Below are 17,171 nucleotides of genomic sequence, written 5' to 3'. Positions count from 1 at the left end.
CCATCAGAAAATTGCCAGGATCGCGTCAAACATTTCGTTTGCCGTCTGGATCACCTTGGAAGCCGCATTGTAGTTCTGCTGATAGCGCATCAGGTTGATGGCTTCCTCATCCCCGTTAACACCCGACTGGCTTTGCTGCTCTTCATAAATTGAATTCAAAAGGTTGCCCGTTGATGTGCTCATCACCTCCAGTTCGCGTGTTTTCGCACCAACGCGATTGACCAGTTGTGAATAGGCTCCCTGATAAGAAGCCGTGCCATTCAACATGGTCTTGGCATCCTGCAACGCGGCAAGCGCCAGCATGTTGCGGTTGTCGCCTGTACCGCCTGTATTTGGTTCGATAAAGAAGGTATCACCTGTTTCCGGATCACCCGTGATGCTGAAATCAAAATCACCAAAGTTGTAGGTGGCTCCCTCCTGGTACGGCACATTGGTAGCGCCTGCCATATAAAGGGTGGGGGCACTCCCATCCGGCGGGTAATACCAGACATTTGAATCCGTGGTAAAGGTACCTGCGGTCTTATCAAAAGTCAGCGTACCGGAAGTAGCAAAGCCGGGACCTTTTACCTCACCCAGTGAAATCTTGCCGGTACCCAGGTTATCTGTTCCCGAAATCGCATTCGGCCCTGAGCCGGTGCGGACGGGAGAAGCGGCTGCAATCTTGTTGGGATCGGAAATCAGCACATCCAGGCTGGCAGCGATCTCGTTTAATGGCTTCAGTACCAGCGTTTCGCCGACATTAAGTCCGGTCGCCTCAAATTTAATCCCGTCAATGGGGACGGGGACAGGCATCTGCCCGTTCCAGACTGTTCCATCGGGAAGCGTAGAACCATCCTGAAAAACCGTGCCATCAGACTGGCGCGTAATTTTGTATTTACCGCCAGCAAGCGCCTGTATCTCGTAATTACTGGCAACGAGATCCTTGACATGATCCAGATCGATAGTGCCCTTGACCGATCCGGTTCCTGCCTGATTCCCCACTGACGCCACCGTATTAAAGCTGAAGAAATCCTCTCCCATCTCGCCGTTCAGGTCCATACCCAGCTTGTGCTGTTTATTGAAATCCGCCGCCAGATTAATGGCGATCAGGCCCAACTGGTTCAATACCGGATCAATCTGCTCATTGCGGTAATCCATGTACCCCTTGATATTGCCGCCTGTCAGCAGTTTTTCCGGAATCTGGACTTTCATGCCATTATTGATATAGCCGATCTCGACTTGCTGGGGGTCCTTGGCCGAATATTCCGCATACATCGCAAACGCCTGGTTGTTGATCACCAGCGGCTGGCCATTGCCGATATACACATCCAGGCTGTTGCCGTTGACCACCGTGCGCACACCGATCTCCTGCGACAGTTGCGAGATCAGGTAATCGCGCTGGTCCAGCAGGTCATTGGGGGCAGGGTCCGTAATCGCAATCTGCGCACGGGCAATCTGGTCATTCAGCTTGGCGATCTCCTGACCATAGGTATTGATCAGCTCCACACTATGGATGATCTGCGCATTGGCCAGATCGCGCTGTTCCGTCAGCTGCTTTGCCAGGTTATTGTAGCGCCCTGCCAGAATATCAGCATCAGACAGCATGGCTTCACGGGTCGCCGCCGAAGTCGGCGTCGAGGCAATTTCCTGCACCGCGCTGAAAAACTGCTGCAGGGCAGGCGAAACGCCCGCCGTGTCATCCGCGAGCTTGTTATTGATCTTGGCAATCTGGTTGTAATATGTATCCAGCCGGCTCGATTCCGACTGGGTATCAAGAAACTGTTTGCCTAAAAATTCATCATACACGCGCCGGATATCGTCCAGTTGGACACCACTGCCCACAAAACCAAAACCAAACTGCTGCCCGTTTTTGCCGGATTGCAGGATCACCTGGCGGTTATAGCCGGGCGTACTGGCATTGGCAATGTTGTGGCCGGTGACGCTGATCGCATAATTCGCCGACAGAAGCGCACTTTTACCGATACTGTAGATATTTGCCATTTTTGATTCCCTATATCTCTACAGATTAACTACGGCTGTTTGGCCAATAACTTGAGCAAACCCGTTAATCTTTCCATTCAAGGCCTTATCAGCCCTGAGATACCCTGTTGATCACCCGCATGAGCTTGGAACCGTATTCCGGGTCGGTTGCATATCCGGCGCGCTGCAAGCCATAGGCAAAGGCTGCCGGGTCCTGTGCATTCATCACCTTCTCATAACGCGGGTTTTCACTTAATAATCTTGCATAATCCTTAAACGAATCGGCATACGAATCATAAGCGCGGAACTTTTCCACCTTCTTGATCATCCTGCCGTTCTCAAATTCCGAGGTGAGCACATCCACGGTCTTGCCGCTCCAGCCATTGGCCTTGATGCCAAAAAGATTATGGCTTTCCGAACCATCCGGATACAGCATCTGTTTTTTGCCCCAGCCCGTTTCCAGTGCCGCCTGTGCCAGCATGAATTCCGGGGGGATGCCTGTTGTCCTGCTGGCTTCTTTCGCATGGGACATCATCTTGTCCGTAAAAGCTTTCACATGGCCTGGAAGAGAAGCGGGCTTATCCCCTGCATCCACACCCGGCAGCGTGATCGCCTGTGCCTGCGTCCCCTGCCGTGTCACTGCTTCGGCCGCCTTGCCTTCCGAACGGAAAATCGAATGCTGCCCCTGCAGCAGTGAAGATGCCTGCTCCCTGGCCGATCCAATCGACATCGAACGGTACGCATCCACGGATGTGGAAATCTGGCGCTTGGAAAGATACGGCTCGGTCTCTTCCGCATTCAAAAGACCGGTTGCCACCATCTGGCGGAGCATCTGGTCAGCCAGGCCAATCCCCTGTTTGGCCACATGCTGGCTGACTTCCTCATCCAGAAGCTGGGTATACAGCTTCGTCTGCTGTGAATTAAAAAGCCCGTCCTGCGGCAGTGATTCCCGCATGCTCTTCAAAATCATCGAAAGAAAAAGCGCTTCAAACTGCTGGGCAGCCGCTTTCATGGCCGCAGGCGAATTACCGTCCCGGTTCGCCACCGCCTTGATATCATGCAGATTGCGCGTATTGATCGCCTGCATGGCTGAAGAAGACACATTTTCCGTCAGGTCGCTCATACTGCCTTCACCGCTTCAAACCCGATGTCTGCGGTTAATCAAATCACTTCCAGCTCGGCACGAAGCGAACCGGAAGCCTTCATGGCCTGCAAAATCGCCAGCAGATCCTGTGGCGTGGCGCCAATGGAATTCAACGCCTTAACCACATCGGCCAGCGTTGCTGCCCGATTTAACAGGATCACCTCGCCTTCATCTTTCTTGATCTCGATCTGGGCGTTCTCAACCATGGTGGTCTGTCCCTGGGAGAAAGGCGCGGGCTGGCTTGCCGTATTTTCCGTATTCACGATCACGGAAAGATTGCCATGCGAAATCGCACAGGTATCCAGTGTCACCGTCTGGTTCATGACAACCGAGCCGGTACGCGCATTCAATATCACCTTGGCGGATTGCACCGCCGGCGTCACATCGAGGTTTTCCAGTTCACCAATAAAGGCCACTCTCGCATCCGGGCTTTGCGGCGCCTTGACTCTGATCACCCTGCCATTCACGGCAGAAGCCGTTGTCATGCCAAAACGCGTATTGATTGCCCCCACCATGCGGCTGACCGTTGAAAAATTGGTATCCGTCAGTTCCAGTGTAATCGTTTCACTGTTATGGATGGTGCTCGGTACCTCGCGCTCAATAGTGGCACCGTTGGAAATACGTCCGGCTGCCAGGTGATTTACCTTCGCACTGCTGCCCCCGGCTGAGGCGCCGGCACCGCCGACCACCAGATTGCCTTGCGCCATGCCATAAATATTACCGTCTGCGCCTTTCAGGGGCGTCAGCAAAAGCGTACCGCCTTTAAGGCTCTTGGCGTTACCAATGGAAGAAACCACTACATCCACCATCTGGCCCGGCTGGGCAAAGGGCGGCAGATTCGCCGTGACCATGACCGCTGCCACATTCTTCATCTGAAGGCTGCTGCTGTTAAACGGCACGGTAACACCGAGTTGCTGGAGCATATTTACAATACTTTGCACCGTGAAAGGCGTCTGTGTGGTCTGGTCACCGCTGCCATCCAGACCGACGACAAGGCCATATCCCAGCAATTGGTTGTTACGAACGCCCTGGATGGTTGCCAGGTCACGTATGCGCTCCGCATAAGTCGGCACCGAGGCAAAAAGCCCCAATCCCAGCAAAAAGGCACCGATTGCTTTAACTGATAGTGACATATTCACTCCTGTACAAAACCCTGACAACCTCAAGCCTAGAACGGCAGCACCGAAAGGAAGAAGCGGGAAAGCTTGCTGGCCACTTCTGCCGCATCAATACGTGTATTGGTACGATACTCGATTCGCGCATCGGCGACCTTGGTCGAAGCTACCTGATTGCCGATAGCGATATCCTTCGGATCAATCACGCCGGAAAAGCGGATGAATTCAGAGCCGTTATCCATGGCAATCTGCTTTTCACCACTGACGATCAGGTTGCCATTTGGCGCGACATCAATCACGCTCACCGCTATGGTGCCGTTAAACACATTGTTGGCACTTTTCGCTGATTCTTCCTCATATTCACGCATGCCGCTTCCAGAGGCTTCCACTTTCTCGAAAGAACTGCCAAAGAATCTCGGCTTGTTAAAATTGGCGCTGTTAGTCCGCTCCGAACTGTCACTGCCGGCCTTGGTGGCGCGATTGCTTTCTGTAATCACGATCGTAATATTGTCCCCCACCAGTCGCGCCTTGTGATCCTCGAAAATCGGACGGTAGGCATTCTGGTGGAAAATCGCACCATTCGCACCGACAGCCGGCTGCGCATATTGCGTATTACTTCCGGGGCGCTGATGGGTAATGGTATCCGGCGTTACAGCGCATCCACCCAACAACAACGCCAATATCGCCAAAACTGTCAAATTCATTCGCATAAACCGCCTCCGTTACTTCTCAGCCTGTTACAGCTGTGTCAGCCTGCCCAACATCTGGTCAGATGTGGTAACTGCCTTACTGTTGATCTCGAATGCGCGCTGCGCGATGATCATGTTCACCAGTTCTTCTGCCATGTTCACATTCGACGTTTCAACATATTTGTGCAACAGCGTGCCCGAGCCATTTAAGCCCGGTGTGTTTACCTGCGGCGCACCGGATGAGTTAGTCTCGACATAAAGGTTTTCACTGATGGACTCCAGACCAGCCGGATTGATGAAAGTCGCCAGTTGCAGATCACCCACCTGGGTTACCTGGGTCGTGCCAGGCGTGGTGACCGACACAACACCATCGCGTGCCACCGTAATGGAAAGCGCATCCACAGGGATCACGATCGTGGGCTGGATCGTATAACCACTGGAAGTGACCAACTGCCCCTGGTCATCCTTCTGAAAGGAGCCGTCACGCGTATAGGCGGTGGTGCCATCAGGCATCAGCACCTGGAAAAAGCCCTTGCCGCGAATTGCCACATCCAGCTCGTTTTCAGTGAGCTGGACATTACCCTGTGTATGAATCCGTTCCACTGCCACTGGGCGCACACCGGTGCCGATCTGCAAACCGGTAGGCAGATACGTCTGCTGGGAGGATTGCGCGCCGGGCTGGCGGATGTTCTGGTACACCAGATCCTCAAAAATCGGACGCGAACGCTTGAAACCGCCTGTGCTGATATTTGCCAGGTTATTTGAAATCACGTCCAGATTCGTCTGCTGCGCATCCAGGCCGGTCTTGGCTATCCACAACGATCGCATCATAATAAAAACCCTTTCAAAAACAATTAACTACTGCAACCAACCCACTGAAATCATCAGCCGTTCAGCGTGAGAATACCGATAGCGCGGCTTGCATTTTCATCCGCATGCTTGATCATGTTCATCTGCAATTCAAACTGCCGCGCCAGGCTGATAATATTCACCAGCGTCTCAGCCGGATTGACATTACTGGCTTCCAGTGACCCATTGACCAGCTTGACCCCCGGATCAAAGGCCGGAAGCGTCCCGTCCTTCATCCGGAAATAACCATCAGTGCCGCGCACCAGCTGGTCCTGGGGAGGATTGACCAGCCGCAGCTGCCCGATCACCATGACCGTCCTGGGAGTGGTCGTGTCATCCATTGCCGATATCGTTCCATCCGTTTCAATCGTGTACGGAATATCAGTCGGCAGGACAATCGGCCCTTCCAGTCCCTTGACGTTATAACCTTCCCGCGTCTGGAGGAGACCCTGTGGCGTTGTCACCAGGCTGCCGTGGCGCGTATAGCTTTCCGAGCCATCCGGCATATCAATCACCAGCCAGCCCTCATTAATCAGGGCCACATCAAGGATACGGCCAGTCTGCTGGATCGCACCCAGGCGAAAATCAGTGCCGACTTCGGCATCGACCACAAAATCCCGGGTAGGCGATCCTTCACTGATAACCGGCACGGCACGGAAAGAATCCACCTGGGCCCGAAAGCCCGTGGTGGTCACGTTTGCCAGGTTGTGCGACGTTGTCGCCTGCTGGTTCATCGTGTGAATCGCCCCTGTCATTGCCGTGTATAGCAGCCGGTCCATATCCCTGTTCCCCTAATTATTTCCGTCAGTCCTTATTACCTCATGCTCACCAGGGTCTGCAGGATCGCATCCTGCGTCTTGATGGTCTGCGCATTGGCCTGGTACACCCGCTGCGCCACAATCATGTCAACGAGCTCTTCTGTCAGATCCACATTGGATTCCTCAATCGAATAGTCATTGATCTGGCCAAGCGATGCCGTCAGCGGCGAACCGATAATCGGCGCGCCGGACTCCAGCGTCTCAACCCACTCATTGTCACCAACGGGATTAAGTCCATTCGGATTGCGGAAAGCCACCAGGCAAACCTGTGCCAGGACTTTCGCTTCACCATTCGAATAACGGCCCAGCACATTGCCATAAGGATCCACTGTAAAGCCGGTGAGACGCCCGGAAGCATAGCCATCCTGCTGGTTATCATTCACGGCAAAATTTGAGCCGTATTGGGTGGTGCCTGTGTAATCAATGGTAAAGTCAAAATCAGCTGCACCAGCCATAGCAGGAATTTCAACCGACAGTTGAAAACCGGGCAATAAAGTCGAGCCATCACTGGCATAGGCATCCTGAGGCTGACCATAATCATTAAACCGCAAATATCCAATCGGATTCACCACACCCGGATTCGGATCAGCCACACCAGCAGTATCGCCAATATAAAGCCCGTCTGCATAAGCATATACCGCCCACGTAGACGGCATGGTGTCAGTGGTTCGGACATAAAAAGTCTGCAAAACATGCATATTACCCAGACTGTCATACACATCAATCGCAGTGGCATCATTGTAGCTGAGCGGGTCATTCACATCGAATGGGTGTGTTGTCTGATCAATAACATCCTCACGTGAATCAAAATTCAGAAGTGACGTGACCTGACTGGTGATTTTCGGCTCAATATATTCTGTTGACAACTGGATGACAGTCGCTGCGCCGGATGCCACCAGTCCCGTATTCGGATCTACCGGAAAGCCCGTCAACTTGTGATTGGCACCATTGACCAGGTAGCCTTCCTTGGTCAGCTCCAACTGACCGTTACGGGAGTAAAGGACGGAACCCAGTTCATCCTGAAAACGGAAAAAACCATTGCCATTAATCGCCAGGTCCAGTGAATTGGCCGAAGGCGTCACATTACCCTGGGTAAACTGCTGCTGTACCCGCATGACCGATACGCCGATACCCACCTGGTTAGACGCTGCGGTATGCATGGTCATCGAATAAATATCGGAAAACTGTGCCTGCCCCTGCTTGAAGCCCACGGTACTGGCATTGGCCACGTTATTACCAATTACATCCAGTGAAGTGGATGCTGCTTTAAGGCCGCTCAAACCTTGTTGGAAACCCATTGTTATCTCCTGTCAAACTGCTTGTTAGTTCTTTCTATATAGTGATTCAGCTATATAGGAATAGTATTAATTAAAGAATCTGGCGAATGTCAGACAGCTTCACAGAACCAACCGTCAGCACATTCAGGAGCACACTGTTGTCTGCCCCCTTTGTCACGCTCAGTACCTCGCCAAAGGCAAGCGGATTGGCCTTGACCGACTGGCTACCGGAAGCGGCTTCCACCGTAAAGGTGTATTTGCCCGGCAGTGCCGTATCGCCATCATTCGTTGAGCCATCCCATGAAACCGGGATCACACCGGCATCAGCCGCCCCGATATTCATGGTTTTAATCAGGGCGCCTTTTTCATTGTAGATATTGACCGTGACACTGGTGGCACTGGATTCCAGATCCACACCAAAGATCGCCAGTGACTGGCCTGTCGTGGTTGTTCCATCCTCATTCGTTATATCATCCGCCTTGGACAGCACCATCGAATCACCACTCACCAGCACGCCGTGGCCAATCATGGCAGCCGCTTCCAGCGTCTGGTTGGATGACAGGCTTGTCATCAATGCACTCAGCGTCTCATTTAACTGGGTAATACCCGTTACCGTGGAAAGCTGCGCCATCTGGCTGGTCACCTCGGCGTTTTCCATCGGGTTTAATGGATCCTGGTTCTGCATCTGCGCAATCAGCAGTTTCAGAAAGCGGTCTTCCGTTTCCTGGGCTGCGCTCTTGGTCGATGAGTTCACATTCCGTGTATTCACCGAATTCAACAGCGCATCATCGATATTATTTACTGCCATGTTGTACCTCCGTTCGAATGATTTCTTTTACCCTGGTTATTACTGGCCGATCGTCAGGGTTTTTAAAAGCATGGTTTTTGCCGCATTCATCGTTTCCACATTGGACTGGTAGGAACGGGAAGCGGACAGCATGTTCACCATTTCCTCCGCCAGATTGACATTTGGCAGAGCGACATAGCCTTGCTCATTGGCTGCCGGGTGTTTCGGGTCATAAATCAGTTTCGGCTCCGAGGCATCCTCAACCACCATTTCCACTTTCACGCCGGTTGACGCATGCGATTCATCCAGTCTAACAGGTTGGAAGACAACCTGTTTGGCACGGTACGGTTGCCCTGTTGCGCTCGTTGCGCTGTCAGCATTGGCAATATTGGATGCCACCACATTCAGGCGCTGGCTTTGTGCACTCATGCCAGATCCGGAAACATTGAAAATCTTGAATAAAGACATAAATCACCCCGCAATCACGGCAAGCAGATTCTTGATCTGGTTGCTGATAATGGAAATGCCGGCCTCATAGCGCAAGGCATTGTCGGCAAACTGGTTGCGTTCCACATCCATATCCACCGTATTGTTATCCACACTGCCCTGGTGCATTTTGCGATACAAAAGCGGCACACCGGCCACCATATCCACCCCCGCTTCCCCACCGATACCGGCTTCGGGCTTATGTTCCGAATCCGTCAGGGAAAGCCGGTTTTCACCGGGCTTTGCCTGTCCAAGCGCCACCTGCAGTGCCGCCTTGAAATCAATGTCCCGGGCGTGGTAATTCGGTGTATCGGCATTGGCAATATTGGATGCCAGCACCTGCTGGCGCTGGGAACGCACCCTCAGCGCCGCCTCATGAAAACCCAGCAATTCATCAAGTTTTCCAGCCATTTCACACTCCTGAAACTGGGGCCTGTTAACGCCAAACTGTCGTCGCGAAAAGTTGTTATGTTTCAAAGGGCAAGGCGCAGTGGACAATCTGGATGCAGATGGTGTAAACACCATCAAATTCAGATTTTTCACTGCAACACCGCCATTTGGAACCTAACGGCTTTACAGCAGATGGTTTGGTGTTAGCAGGCCATAAGCCCCTGCCCGAAAAAAAAGAGTCTAAAAAGGAGCCATCCGGGCAATGGGGGCAATGACATGAATCTATCTTACAGGCAACACTTTTTTCCAATCACCCAAAAAGACTCCCAAAACACCCCCTATTCTCGGCTTAACTTTTCATCAGGCACGCTACCATGGTCTCTGTCATAAACCCGACCCAATATGGCTTGCCTGTGTTGAGAAGAAAAAACCTGACAAAAGCCCTTTTATTGCTGCTTGCCACGACGGCAGGCAGCGCTTTTGCGCAATCGGCTGCCTTGCAGACGGCCTCGCTCACCCCTGCCCAAACACAGGCAGCATATGCCGTCGCCCCACAAAACACGCCACAAAGCCAGAGCCTGGATGAGCTGGGCCTGCTTGCCGAGCAATTCCTGATCGAAAAAACAAAAGACCTGCCCGGAAAGACCGAAATCGCCATCACCCCTTTGGACAACAGGCTTAAGCTTCCGGCCTGCCCGAATCTGGTTGCATACCAGTCCCAGGGTGCCAGAATCTGGGGAAAAACCACCGTTGCCATCCGCTGTGAAGGCCCGGAAGCCTGGCGGATTATGGTCAAGGCACACGTCAAAATCCATACCGCCTACCTGGTCGCGGCCAGGGTCCTGCCGCAAGGCCACGTTATCCGGGAAAGCGACCTCACGCTGGTCACAGGCGATGTTACCGCCATGCGCCCGGGCGTTCTGACGAGCAAGGAACATGCGGCAGGGCGCACGGTTGTCCGCTCCATGCAGCCCGGAGCCGCTATCTGGGCCGAGCAATTGCGAGCGCCTAAAGCCATACAGCAGGGCCAGAGCGTCCGCATCATCAGCCAGGGGCAGGGGTTTTCTATATCAGGCGAGGGTTACGCCATCAACAGCGCCAGCGAAGGCCAGGTGGCCAAGGCAAAGATGCCAAATGGCGCCATTATTAGAGGAATTGCAAAGGAAAATGGCATAATTGAGGTGAATTTTTAAAAAAAAGCGATAAAAAAACAAATATAAATGCGCAACAAACTAAAGTTTCAGGCTGGAATACCGATAATGGTGTAGAGCCATAATGAAAACCAGTCTGAAAAGGAAACCGTTGTGAAAATAGATGACTCAATGAAAAAAGCTGCCTCGACATCGACAACCGATGTCAAACAAAGGCAGACAGCGAATACCGGGGCGACGCAAGCCGGCGGTTCTGCGAGGTCACATGCCACATCTGGCGCCTCCGGTTCCGGCAGCATAGACTCAGCTGTTAATGTCAGCCTTTCTTCACAACTGCAAAGTGTGATGGAGCAGGTTGGCGACACCGCAGTCTTTGATGCGAAAAAAGTCGACGAGATCAAGGCAGCCATTTCCAGTGGCCATTTTCAGATCGACACAGAAAAAGTCGCCGATGGGCTTCTTAAAACCGTGAGTGAATTGATCCAGAAACCCAGGGAATAAGAAATGAATGCAATACATGCAGAAATGACAAGCTACCTGAACAAGGAAGTCGTGGCGGCGCACGAGCTGATCGATATCCTGCAGGAAGAGCAGAATCGTCTGCTGTCAGCCAGTATCGATGAACTCGAGCCACTGGTTGCCCAAAAAGCGGCTTTGGTTGCGCAATTGACGCAGCATACCCGGGGTCGCCATGAATGCCTGAAAAAAGCCGGATTTGAGGCTAACCTGGCAGGCATGAACGCATGGATTGAAAACGGTAAAGATCAACCTGATACCATCAGCATTGAGAAAAACTGGGGCGAGCTTGTCTCACTCACCCAGTCCGCCAAGGAGTTAAACCGTCTGAACGGCATGTTAATCTCTTCTCACATGGCCCGAAACCAGCAGGCGCTTTCCATTCTCCACAGCAATAGCCAGCCGAATGCCGGCATGTATGGCCCGGATGGCCAACCAAGCCGTCTTGCAGCAACTCCGGTTCGGAGTGTCATTACCGGCTGATTTATCAACCCCTTTTTCGGTAAACCAGATTAATGGCTGCCAATCCCTAAGGCAGCCATGCCTTTTTGTGGGCAGGGCAGTATAAAAAGGCAGACACACACCAAAAAGACCTCCCTCGAAACCTCCAAAAAAACGAAAACCGCCGGTAAAGGCGGTCAAAGTAGGGTGATACCCCCTTTATACAGCAAACATTGAGCAGATGTTTTTTGAGCAGGCGGGAACGGAGAGCCGCCATCGTGTTATATAAAAGAGGTATCGCTTTTCATTATAGCAATCTCTTGTCATTTCGACAAATATCTGTCCCCAAGCGTTTCAGCCTGCCGCCGGATTTCACGCATTGCCACCAGGAACAGGCAATGATAAGCTGAGCCAATCGACAGCAACATCATCCTCTTTTGCATAAAACAGAAAGACATCCCGAAGCGCCTGGCTTTTATCCGTGAAGCCGAACAGCTTAAAAATGTCCTGCGTAGCGCACATACTTCATCGGGCCGCCAGGAAAGCACGGCAGAGCACTCATGGCGGCTCTGCCTTCTGGCACTTGCCCTGGAAGACCGCCTTGCCCACCTGGATTTCGCAAAAGTACTGCAACTCTGCATCGTGCATGATCTGGGGGAAGCCATCAGCGGCGACATCCCTGCCATCGCACAAACGGCAGACAGCAACAAATCCGAACAGGAAAAGCAAGACCTGCTCACCCTGCTTTCTCCGCTGCCAGCATTTCTTCAGAAAGCGCTCTTCTCTTTGTGGGAAGAATACGAAGAGGCGTCATCACCTGAAGCACGTGCCGTCAAGGCGCTCGACAAGATAGAAACGCTCATTCAGCATAACCAGGGCACCAATCCGCCGGACTTTGATTACCGCTTCAACCTGACCCACGGCAGCCAATACACCAGCAATGATCCCCTCTTTGCTGAAATCCGCGCACTGATCGATGCAGATACGGCCGTGCACGCCGATAAAAATAGCCTGTAACGTATCAACGATCCTTACACGCACAAAAGGCACCGTTGATGGTGCCTTTTGTGCCCCCCGCCAGGGAATCAGGCTGGCGGGATATTCCAGTTTATACAGGAGATTACTGGAGAAGACCTAAAACTGTCTGTGGTATCTGGTTAGCCTGCGCAAGCATCGAAGTACCGGCCTGCTGCAGGATGGATGCCCTTGAAAGTGCTGCTGTTTCCTGGGCATAGTCCGCATCCGTGATACGGCTTCGGGAGTTGGTCGTATTTTCAGCTGTCACTTCCAGGTTGGAGATGGTTGACTCAAAGCGGGCCTGGAGCGCGCCGTAGCGGGCCATTTCACCAACAATATGCACAAGGGCGGAGTCTACTATGGCAAGCGTTTTCTGTGCCTCGTCAAAGGTCGACACATCCATGGTGGAGACCGGCATCAGTACGCCCGTCCCATCCATGGGATATTCTAAGGGATCCGGTGTGCCTTTTTGCACCACAAAGCTGTTTGGGGAATCAATGGTGACTTTTCCGAAAGCCGTTGCACCAAAAGTATTCGTAGCAGCAGGTATCGGAAAACTGCCCATAATCGTTCCATCATTCTTGAAACTGGCAAGTTCCGGTGCTCCTGTCATAACGTCAGTGACGAGGTTGATGTCATTGCCATTCGGGTTAGTCAGGCGAATGCCATGCTTTGGTGTGCCAGCGTCATCGGCAATATAGTATTCTGCCGTAACACCGGTTTTTGCTGCCTGGGCATTGATGGAGTTCACTGCGGCCGCATAGGCATCCCCCAGCGTATTATCCTTGCCGATCGCAAAAGACACAATGACATCCTGAGCATTATTTGATTTCAGCTTGAAAGCATAGGTCCCATCATTATCAAGATCGCTGATAAATGCCGTCGTCTTGGCCGTTGCATTCACACCGGTATCACCAGAGGTCAGATTGACCTTTTCTGCAATTGTCCGCGCGGTATCTGCCGGTGTTGTCGTTACCGTTGCCTTCCCAAGATATCCCGTAATATTCACACTTCCTGTTGTTTTTGGCGTTGCATTAACATCCATGGGAGCCGGTGTATCATTTTCCCGGCGATAATTGCCATAAGTCGTTGTCATGAAGTTCGTGCCATTGGCGCTGATCACCTCATTGGCGTTCGGGCCTACCTGGAAGTACTGCGTGCCCATCGTCCCGTTAAGGAGATTCTGGCCGTTAAAGGTCGTCACTTCCGCTATCCGGTTCAGCTCTGACACCAGTTGCCCGACTTCATCCTGAAGGGCCTGGCGGTCTGCCGGGGAGTTGGTCGCGTTGGAGGACTGTACTGCCAGCACCCTTACACGCTGGAGCATGTCATTCATGGTGGAAAGTGCACCTTCGGCTGTCTGGCCAAGCGAGATGCCGTCACGGGCATTTCTGATTGCCTGGTTCATGCCGTTGATCTGGGAGGTCATTCTTTCCGAGATGCCTAAACCGGCTGCATCGTCCTTGGCGCTGTTAATGCGCTTGCCTGAGGACAGGCGTTCCATGGCCTGGGAAAGGGCTGACTGTGTGGCATTCAAGTGTCGCTGTGAATTCAGCGACATCATGTTGGTATTGATAATCTGAGGCATAACCTACTCTCCTGTAAATCTTTCGCTATGGTTAAGGCGCCTGATTTCGCCTTTTCATTGGTGGGCTTTGCAAATAAGGTCTTTACGTTGCATTGGTGTGTTCCTTGTTTTTTGAACCGACCGCTGCGGGTATTCAAAGCCGACCGCTGTTGTCCTGTTAACGGAGGGGGTGGTGAAAGGTTTAATTTGAGGCGGGTCGAAATGGCGATGGAAACGCCTTGTGCAATTCGCGCTCTAGGCGGCATTTTTCCGGAAAACTTTAGGGTGGGCGAAGATTTTTTTCAAGCAAGGAAACAAGGCAAATATATTTAATTAAATCAATATACTAAAACAAATTCAACCTGTTTGACACACCCGATTCAAAACGCCGATAAGCGTGGTGTTTTGCCTTTTTATCATCGTTTTGAATGTGATGTTTTTTTCAGGATAAACCATAAATCGCCGCTTTTTCGCTTTTTTTCATCCACCGGGGATGGTGCCAATTCGATGAATTGAACGGCTTTTACCCCTTATTTCCTGGATTTGAATGCGGGAAAACACTACCCCGACAGAGGAATATGACATTCAGGCAAACAAAAAGGGGCGGCATATGCCGTCCCTTCAAGACAGGTAAGCGCTGGATGAATCAGTGCCCTGCCGTATTATTTTCGCTAACCGATACCGGCACCTCTGTCACTGCCTCCGGAATATTGGATAAAACCGTCAGCGCCACCCTTCTGTTGCGCGAACGTCCATCAGAAGTCGCATTATCATCAATCGGGCTATTGGCGCTACGTCCGATTGCCACCATCCGCTCCCCGGCGATACCCTGATCAACAAAAAGCCGCACCACACTGCTCGCCCTGGCAGAAGAAAGCTCCCAGTTGGAAGGATACTGTGCCGAACTGATTGGCATATTATCCGTAAACCCTTCTACCTGGATATCATTTGGCTCATCTTTCAGGATCTGGGCAACCGCCCGTAACACCTCCTCAGACTGCCGCGAAAGACGAGCCTCGGCAGGCGCAAACAGGACACTGGCATTGATTTCCACATTGACGCCGCGCGCGCTTTGTATGACCTTCACCTTGCCCTCATTAATCAGCGGAGACAGTACCTTCATCAGGTCACGCCCGATCCCGGTCATCTTTTCGCGCTCTTTTCTGATTTCCGTATTGGTTGTGGCCTTTTTCCGCAAAGGACGGGTAATAGCGGGAGGCACAATGGAGACAGGCGGATTCTCGTTAATAACCGTTGGCACAACCTTGACGCCAAAAGCCGAGCCAATAGACTGGGTCAATTCACGATACTTGTTTTCATTGACAGAAGAGATGGCATACATCACCACAAAAAACGCAAAAAGCAGGGTAATAAAGTCGGCGTAGGAGACCAGCCACCTTTCATGATTGTCACTTTCCTCTTCGCGTTTTTTTCTTGCCATGCGCATTTCCTGACAATGTTGCTTCAGACAGGCCGGTCAAAAAGCCTGATCTATTTTTTTCCTTCCCGTTTGGGCAGAAAAATCGCCATCCGCTCGGAAACCATGCGGGGATGCTCGCCCATCAGCATGCCGAAAAAGGCTTCCAGCAGCATTTCACGCTTGGTCACCTCACGATTAAGCCATGCCTTTAAGCGGTTACTGATCGGGAGGAAGACCAGGTTGGCAAGACCCACACCGTAAATCGTGGCAACAAATGCCACGGCAATACCGCTCCCCAGACGTCCCGGGTCGGAAAGATTCTCCATCACATGGATCAGCCCCAGCACCGCACCCAAAATACCAATCGTCGGTGCGTAGCCGCCAGCCGCTTCCCAGATACGGATAGGCAGCTTTTCGTTTTCTTCGTAAACCTGGATTTCAGCTTCCAGAAGATTTCTCAGCTTCATCGGGTCCACATTATCGACCACATAACGAAGCCCTGCACGGACAAAAGGATGTTTTGCCTGGTTGATCTGGCCTTCCAGTGCCAGTGTCCCATCACGCCAGGCGATCAGGCTCCAGCGTCCGATATCTGTCTGCATCTGTGGGTAATCATCTTCGGGCGGAAAAAAAACGATCCTGACCAGCTTCACACCGCGCCAGAAAACAGGAAAACCCGACTGCAAAACAACCGCACCGAGCGTGCCGACAAAAACAATCACAAATGCAGCCGGCTGCAAAAGCGAAGTGATATGACCGCCTTCGATGACCTGACCGGCAACAATGCCGCCAACACCGAGGATAATACCGACTATGCTTCCCCAGTCCACATAAGCTCCTTTAACCTGACACGCATGCGTGCAATTGCCTGACTGTGCAACTGGCTGACACGCGATTCCGTGACGCCCATGATTGCCCCGATCTCCTTGAGATTCATTTCCTGCTCATAATACAGGCCCATCAACAGCTTTTCCCGCTCAGGCAGTGCATCAATCGCATCAATTACCGCGTGTCTGAAACCACTGTCCATGAGCATCTGTAGCGGGTCTTCTGCCACGTCAGTCGCGTGCCGGTCAAGGAAGTGCTCACTTGACTCCGAATCAAAGAAATCTTCGTAATAAACCAGCTGGTGACCTGCACCATCAAAGAGCAGATCCTGGTATGCCTTGACGGAAAGGTTCAGCTGCTTGGCCACCTCCGACTCATTGGGCGAGCGGCCCAGGCGCTGTTGCAGGGTACGGATGGCATCTTCGACCTTGCGCATGTTCTGGCGCATGCCGCGCGGCATCCAGTCATTGCTGCGAAGTTCATCGAGCATGGCGCCGCGGATGCGCTGCATCGCGTAGGTCTCGAACTGGGCGCCATGCACCTCCTCATAACGGCTGGCAGCATCCAAAAGACCAATCATGCCTGACTGAATAAGGTCATCCACCTCCACACTGGGAGGCAGTCTCGCCCTCATCATATGCGCCAGCTTTTTTACCAGGGGCGCATGCTGAATCAGAAGTTCGTTTCTGTCAGATTTACCCTGTATGTTGTACATGC

The 17,171-nt window shown here is 52.3% G+C and carries 18 protein-coding genes; 4 read left to right on the top strand and 14 right to left on the bottom strand.

All coding sequences use genetic code 11. The features are described from left to right. Positions 1 to 3 precede the first annotated feature (3 nt). From flgK to flgB, 10 genes are all read right to left on the bottom strand, one after another. Complete coding sequence (gene flgK / locus NB640_RS09830) at positions 4 to 1,980, bottom strand: flagellar hook-associated protein FlgK (protein ID WP_269308533.1); 1,977 nt, start codon at positions 1,978 to 1,980, stop codon at positions 4 to 6. Between the two features lie 88 nt (positions 1,981 to 2,068). After that, on the bottom strand, positions 2,069 to 3,082 hold the full coding sequence (gene flgJ / locus NB640_RS09825; RefSeq protein ID WP_269308532.1) for a flagellar assembly peptidoglycan hydrolase FlgJ: 1,014 nt from the start codon (positions 3,080 to 3,082) through the stop codon (positions 2,069 to 2,071). A 38-nt stretch (positions 3,083 to 3,120) separates the two neighbouring features. Next, positions 3,121 to 4,236 (bottom strand): flagellar basal body P-ring protein FlgI, encoded by a 1,116-nt coding sequence (locus NB640_RS09820; protein WP_269308531.1) that lies wholly within the window; start codon positions 4,234 to 4,236, stop codon positions 3,121 to 3,123. A gap of 35 nt (positions 4,237 to 4,271) precedes the next feature. Then, entirely contained in the window at positions 4,272 to 4,922 is a 651-nt protein-coding gene (locus tag NB640_RS09815) for a flagellar basal body L-ring protein FlgH (RefSeq protein WP_269308530.1), read from the bottom strand. 33 nt (positions 4,923 to 4,955) lie between these two features. Further along, positions 4,956 to 5,738, bottom strand: coding sequence for a flagellar basal-body rod protein FlgG (gene flgG / locus NB640_RS09810; RefSeq protein WP_269308529.1), 783 nt, complete (start codon positions 5,736 to 5,738; stop codon positions 4,956 to 4,958). Positions 5,739 to 5,791: 53 nt separating this feature from the next. Beyond that, the gene (locus tag NB640_RS09805; protein WP_269308528.1) at positions 5,792 to 6,535 is read right to left on the bottom strand and encodes a flagellar basal body rod protein FlgF; all 744 of its coding nucleotides are present in this window, start codon (positions 6,533 to 6,535) and stop codon (positions 5,792 to 5,794) included. A 35-nt stretch (positions 6,536 to 6,570) separates the two neighbouring features. Continuing rightward, a complete protein-coding gene (gene flgE, locus NB640_RS09800) occupies positions 6,571 to 7,872 on the bottom strand; it encodes a flagellar hook protein FlgE (protein WP_269308527.1) in 1,302 nt (433 codons plus the stop codon). A 70-nt stretch (positions 7,873 to 7,942) separates the two neighbouring features. Beyond that, positions 7,943 to 8,659 (bottom strand): flagellar hook assembly protein FlgD, encoded by a 717-nt coding sequence (locus NB640_RS09795; RefSeq protein WP_269308526.1) that lies wholly within the window; start codon positions 8,657 to 8,659, stop codon positions 7,943 to 7,945. 39 nt (positions 8,660 to 8,698) lie between these two features. Beyond that, positions 8,699 to 9,106 (bottom strand): flagellar basal body rod protein FlgC, encoded by a 408-nt coding sequence (gene flgC, locus NB640_RS09790; protein ID WP_269308525.1) that lies wholly within the window; start codon positions 9,104 to 9,106, stop codon positions 8,699 to 8,701. Positions 9,107 to 9,109: 3 nt separating this feature from the next. After that, the gene (gene flgB / locus NB640_RS09785; protein ID WP_269308524.1) at positions 9,110 to 9,535 is read right to left on the bottom strand and encodes a flagellar basal body rod protein FlgB; all 426 of its coding nucleotides are present in this window, start codon (positions 9,533 to 9,535) and stop codon (positions 9,110 to 9,112) included. Positions 9,536 to 9,888: 353 nt separating this feature from the next. Here flgB and flgA point away from each other — a divergent pair, with 353 nt between their 5' ends. From flgA to NB640_RS09765, 4 genes are all read left to right on the top strand, one after another. Beyond that, a complete protein-coding gene (gene flgA / locus NB640_RS09780; protein WP_269308523.1) occupies positions 9,889 to 10,707 on the top strand; it encodes a flagellar basal body P-ring formation chaperone FlgA in 819 nt (272 codons plus the stop codon). A 111-nt stretch (positions 10,708 to 10,818) separates the two neighbouring features. Further along, positions 10,819 to 11,166 (top strand): flagellar biosynthesis anti-sigma factor FlgM, encoded by a 348-nt coding sequence (gene flgM, locus NB640_RS09775; RefSeq protein ID WP_269308522.1) that lies wholly within the window; start codon positions 10,819 to 10,821, stop codon positions 11,164 to 11,166. 3 nt (positions 11,167 to 11,169) lie between these two features. After that, positions 11,170 to 11,664, top strand: a complete 495-nt coding sequence (locus NB640_RS09770) for a flagella synthesis protein FlgN (RefSeq protein ID WP_269308521.1) — start codon at positions 11,170 to 11,172, stop codon at positions 11,662 to 11,664. 372 nt (positions 11,665 to 12,036) lie between these two features. After that, positions 12,037 to 12,639, top strand: coding sequence for an HD domain-containing protein (locus tag NB640_RS09765; RefSeq protein WP_332880242.1), 603 nt, complete (start codon positions 12,037 to 12,039; stop codon positions 12,637 to 12,639). Between the two features lie 103 nt (positions 12,640 to 12,742). Here the strand turns inward: NB640_RS09765 and NB640_RS09760 are convergent, their stop codons facing one another. The 4 genes from NB640_RS09760 to NB640_RS09745 form a co-directional block, all read right to left on the bottom strand. Beyond that, positions 12,743 to 14,227, bottom strand: a complete 1,485-nt coding sequence (locus NB640_RS09760) for a flagellin N-terminal helical domain-containing protein (RefSeq protein ID WP_269308520.1) — start codon at positions 14,225 to 14,227, stop codon at positions 12,743 to 12,745. Between the two features lie 625 nt (positions 14,228 to 14,852). Next, entirely contained in the window at positions 14,853 to 15,647 is a 795-nt protein-coding gene (gene motD / locus NB640_RS09755; RefSeq protein ID WP_269308519.1) for a flagellar motor protein MotD, read from the bottom strand. 50 nt (positions 15,648 to 15,697) lie between these two features. Next, positions 15,698 to 16,456, bottom strand: a complete 759-nt coding sequence (locus NB640_RS09750; RefSeq protein ID WP_269308518.1) for a flagellar motor protein — start codon at positions 16,454 to 16,456, stop codon at positions 15,698 to 15,700. Continuing rightward, entirely contained in the window at positions 16,438 to 17,169 is a 732-nt protein-coding gene (locus NB640_RS09745; protein WP_269308517.1) for an RNA polymerase sigma factor FliA, read from the bottom strand. Before NB640_RS09745 ends, NB640_RS09750 begins: the two co-directional genes overlap by 19 nt. Positions 17,170 to 17,171 lie beyond the last annotated feature (2 nt).

Source organism: Oxalobacter vibrioformis (assembly GCF_027118995.1).
Lineage (GTDB): Bacteria > Pseudomonadota > Gammaproteobacteria > Burkholderiales > Burkholderiaceae_D > Oxalobacter > Oxalobacter vibrioformis.
The sequence above is the reverse complement of the archived record's forward strand: the minus strand, read 5'-3'. Positions and strand labels throughout refer to the sequence as shown.

Bases quoted from the DNA above. Each gene is read 5' to 3' on its own strand.
- flgK (WP_269308533.1), bottom strand. From the start codon at position 1,980: ATGGCAAATATCTACAGTATCGGTAAAAGTGCGCTTCTGTCGGCGAAT.
- NB640_RS09745 (WP_269308517.1), bottom strand. From the start codon at position 17,169: ATGTACAACATACAGGGTAAATCTGACAGAAACGAACTTCTGATTCAG.
- NB640_RS09805 (WP_269308528.1), bottom strand. From the start codon at position 6,535: ATGGACCGGCTGCTATACACGGCAATGACAGGGGCGATTCACACGATG.
- motD (WP_269308519.1), bottom strand. From the start codon at position 15,647: ATGGCAAGAAAAAAACGCGAAGAGGAAAGTGACAATCATGAAAGGTGG.
- NB640_RS09795 (WP_269308526.1), bottom strand. From the start codon at position 8,659: ATGGCAGTAAATAATATCGATGATGCGCTGTTGAATTCGGTGAATACA.
- NB640_RS09770 (WP_269308521.1), top strand. From the start codon at position 11,170: ATGAATGCAATACATGCAGAAATGACAAGCTACCTGAACAAGGAAGTC.
- flgA (WP_269308523.1), top strand. From the start codon at position 9,889: ATGGTCTCTGTCATAAACCCGACCCAATATGGCTTGCCTGTGTTGAGA.
- flgB (WP_269308524.1), bottom strand. From the start codon at position 9,535: ATGGCTGGAAAACTTGATGAATTGCTGGGTTTTCATGAGGCGGCGCTG.
- flgJ (WP_269308532.1), bottom strand. From the start codon at position 3,082: ATGAGCGACCTGACGGAAAATGTGTCTTCTTCAGCCATGCAGGCGATC.
- NB640_RS09760 (WP_269308520.1), bottom strand. From the start codon at position 14,227: ATGCCTCAGATTATCAATACCAACATGATGTCGCTGAATTCACAGCGA.
- flgE (WP_269308527.1), bottom strand. From the start codon at position 7,872: ATGGGTTTCCAACAAGGTTTGAGCGGCCTTAAAGCAGCATCCACTTCA.
- flgC (WP_269308525.1), bottom strand. From the start codon at position 9,106: ATGTCTTTATTCAAGATTTTCAATGTTTCCGGATCTGGCATGAGTGCA.
- NB640_RS09815 (WP_269308530.1), bottom strand. From the start codon at position 4,922: ATGAATTTGACAGTTTTGGCGATATTGGCGTTGTTGTTGGGTGGATGC.
- NB640_RS09820 (WP_269308531.1), bottom strand. From the start codon at position 4,236: ATGTCACTATCAGTTAAAGCAATCGGTGCCTTTTTGCTGGGATTGGGG.
- flgG (WP_269308529.1), bottom strand. From the start codon at position 5,738: ATGATGCGATCGTTGTGGATAGCCAAGACCGGCCTGGATGCGCAGCAG.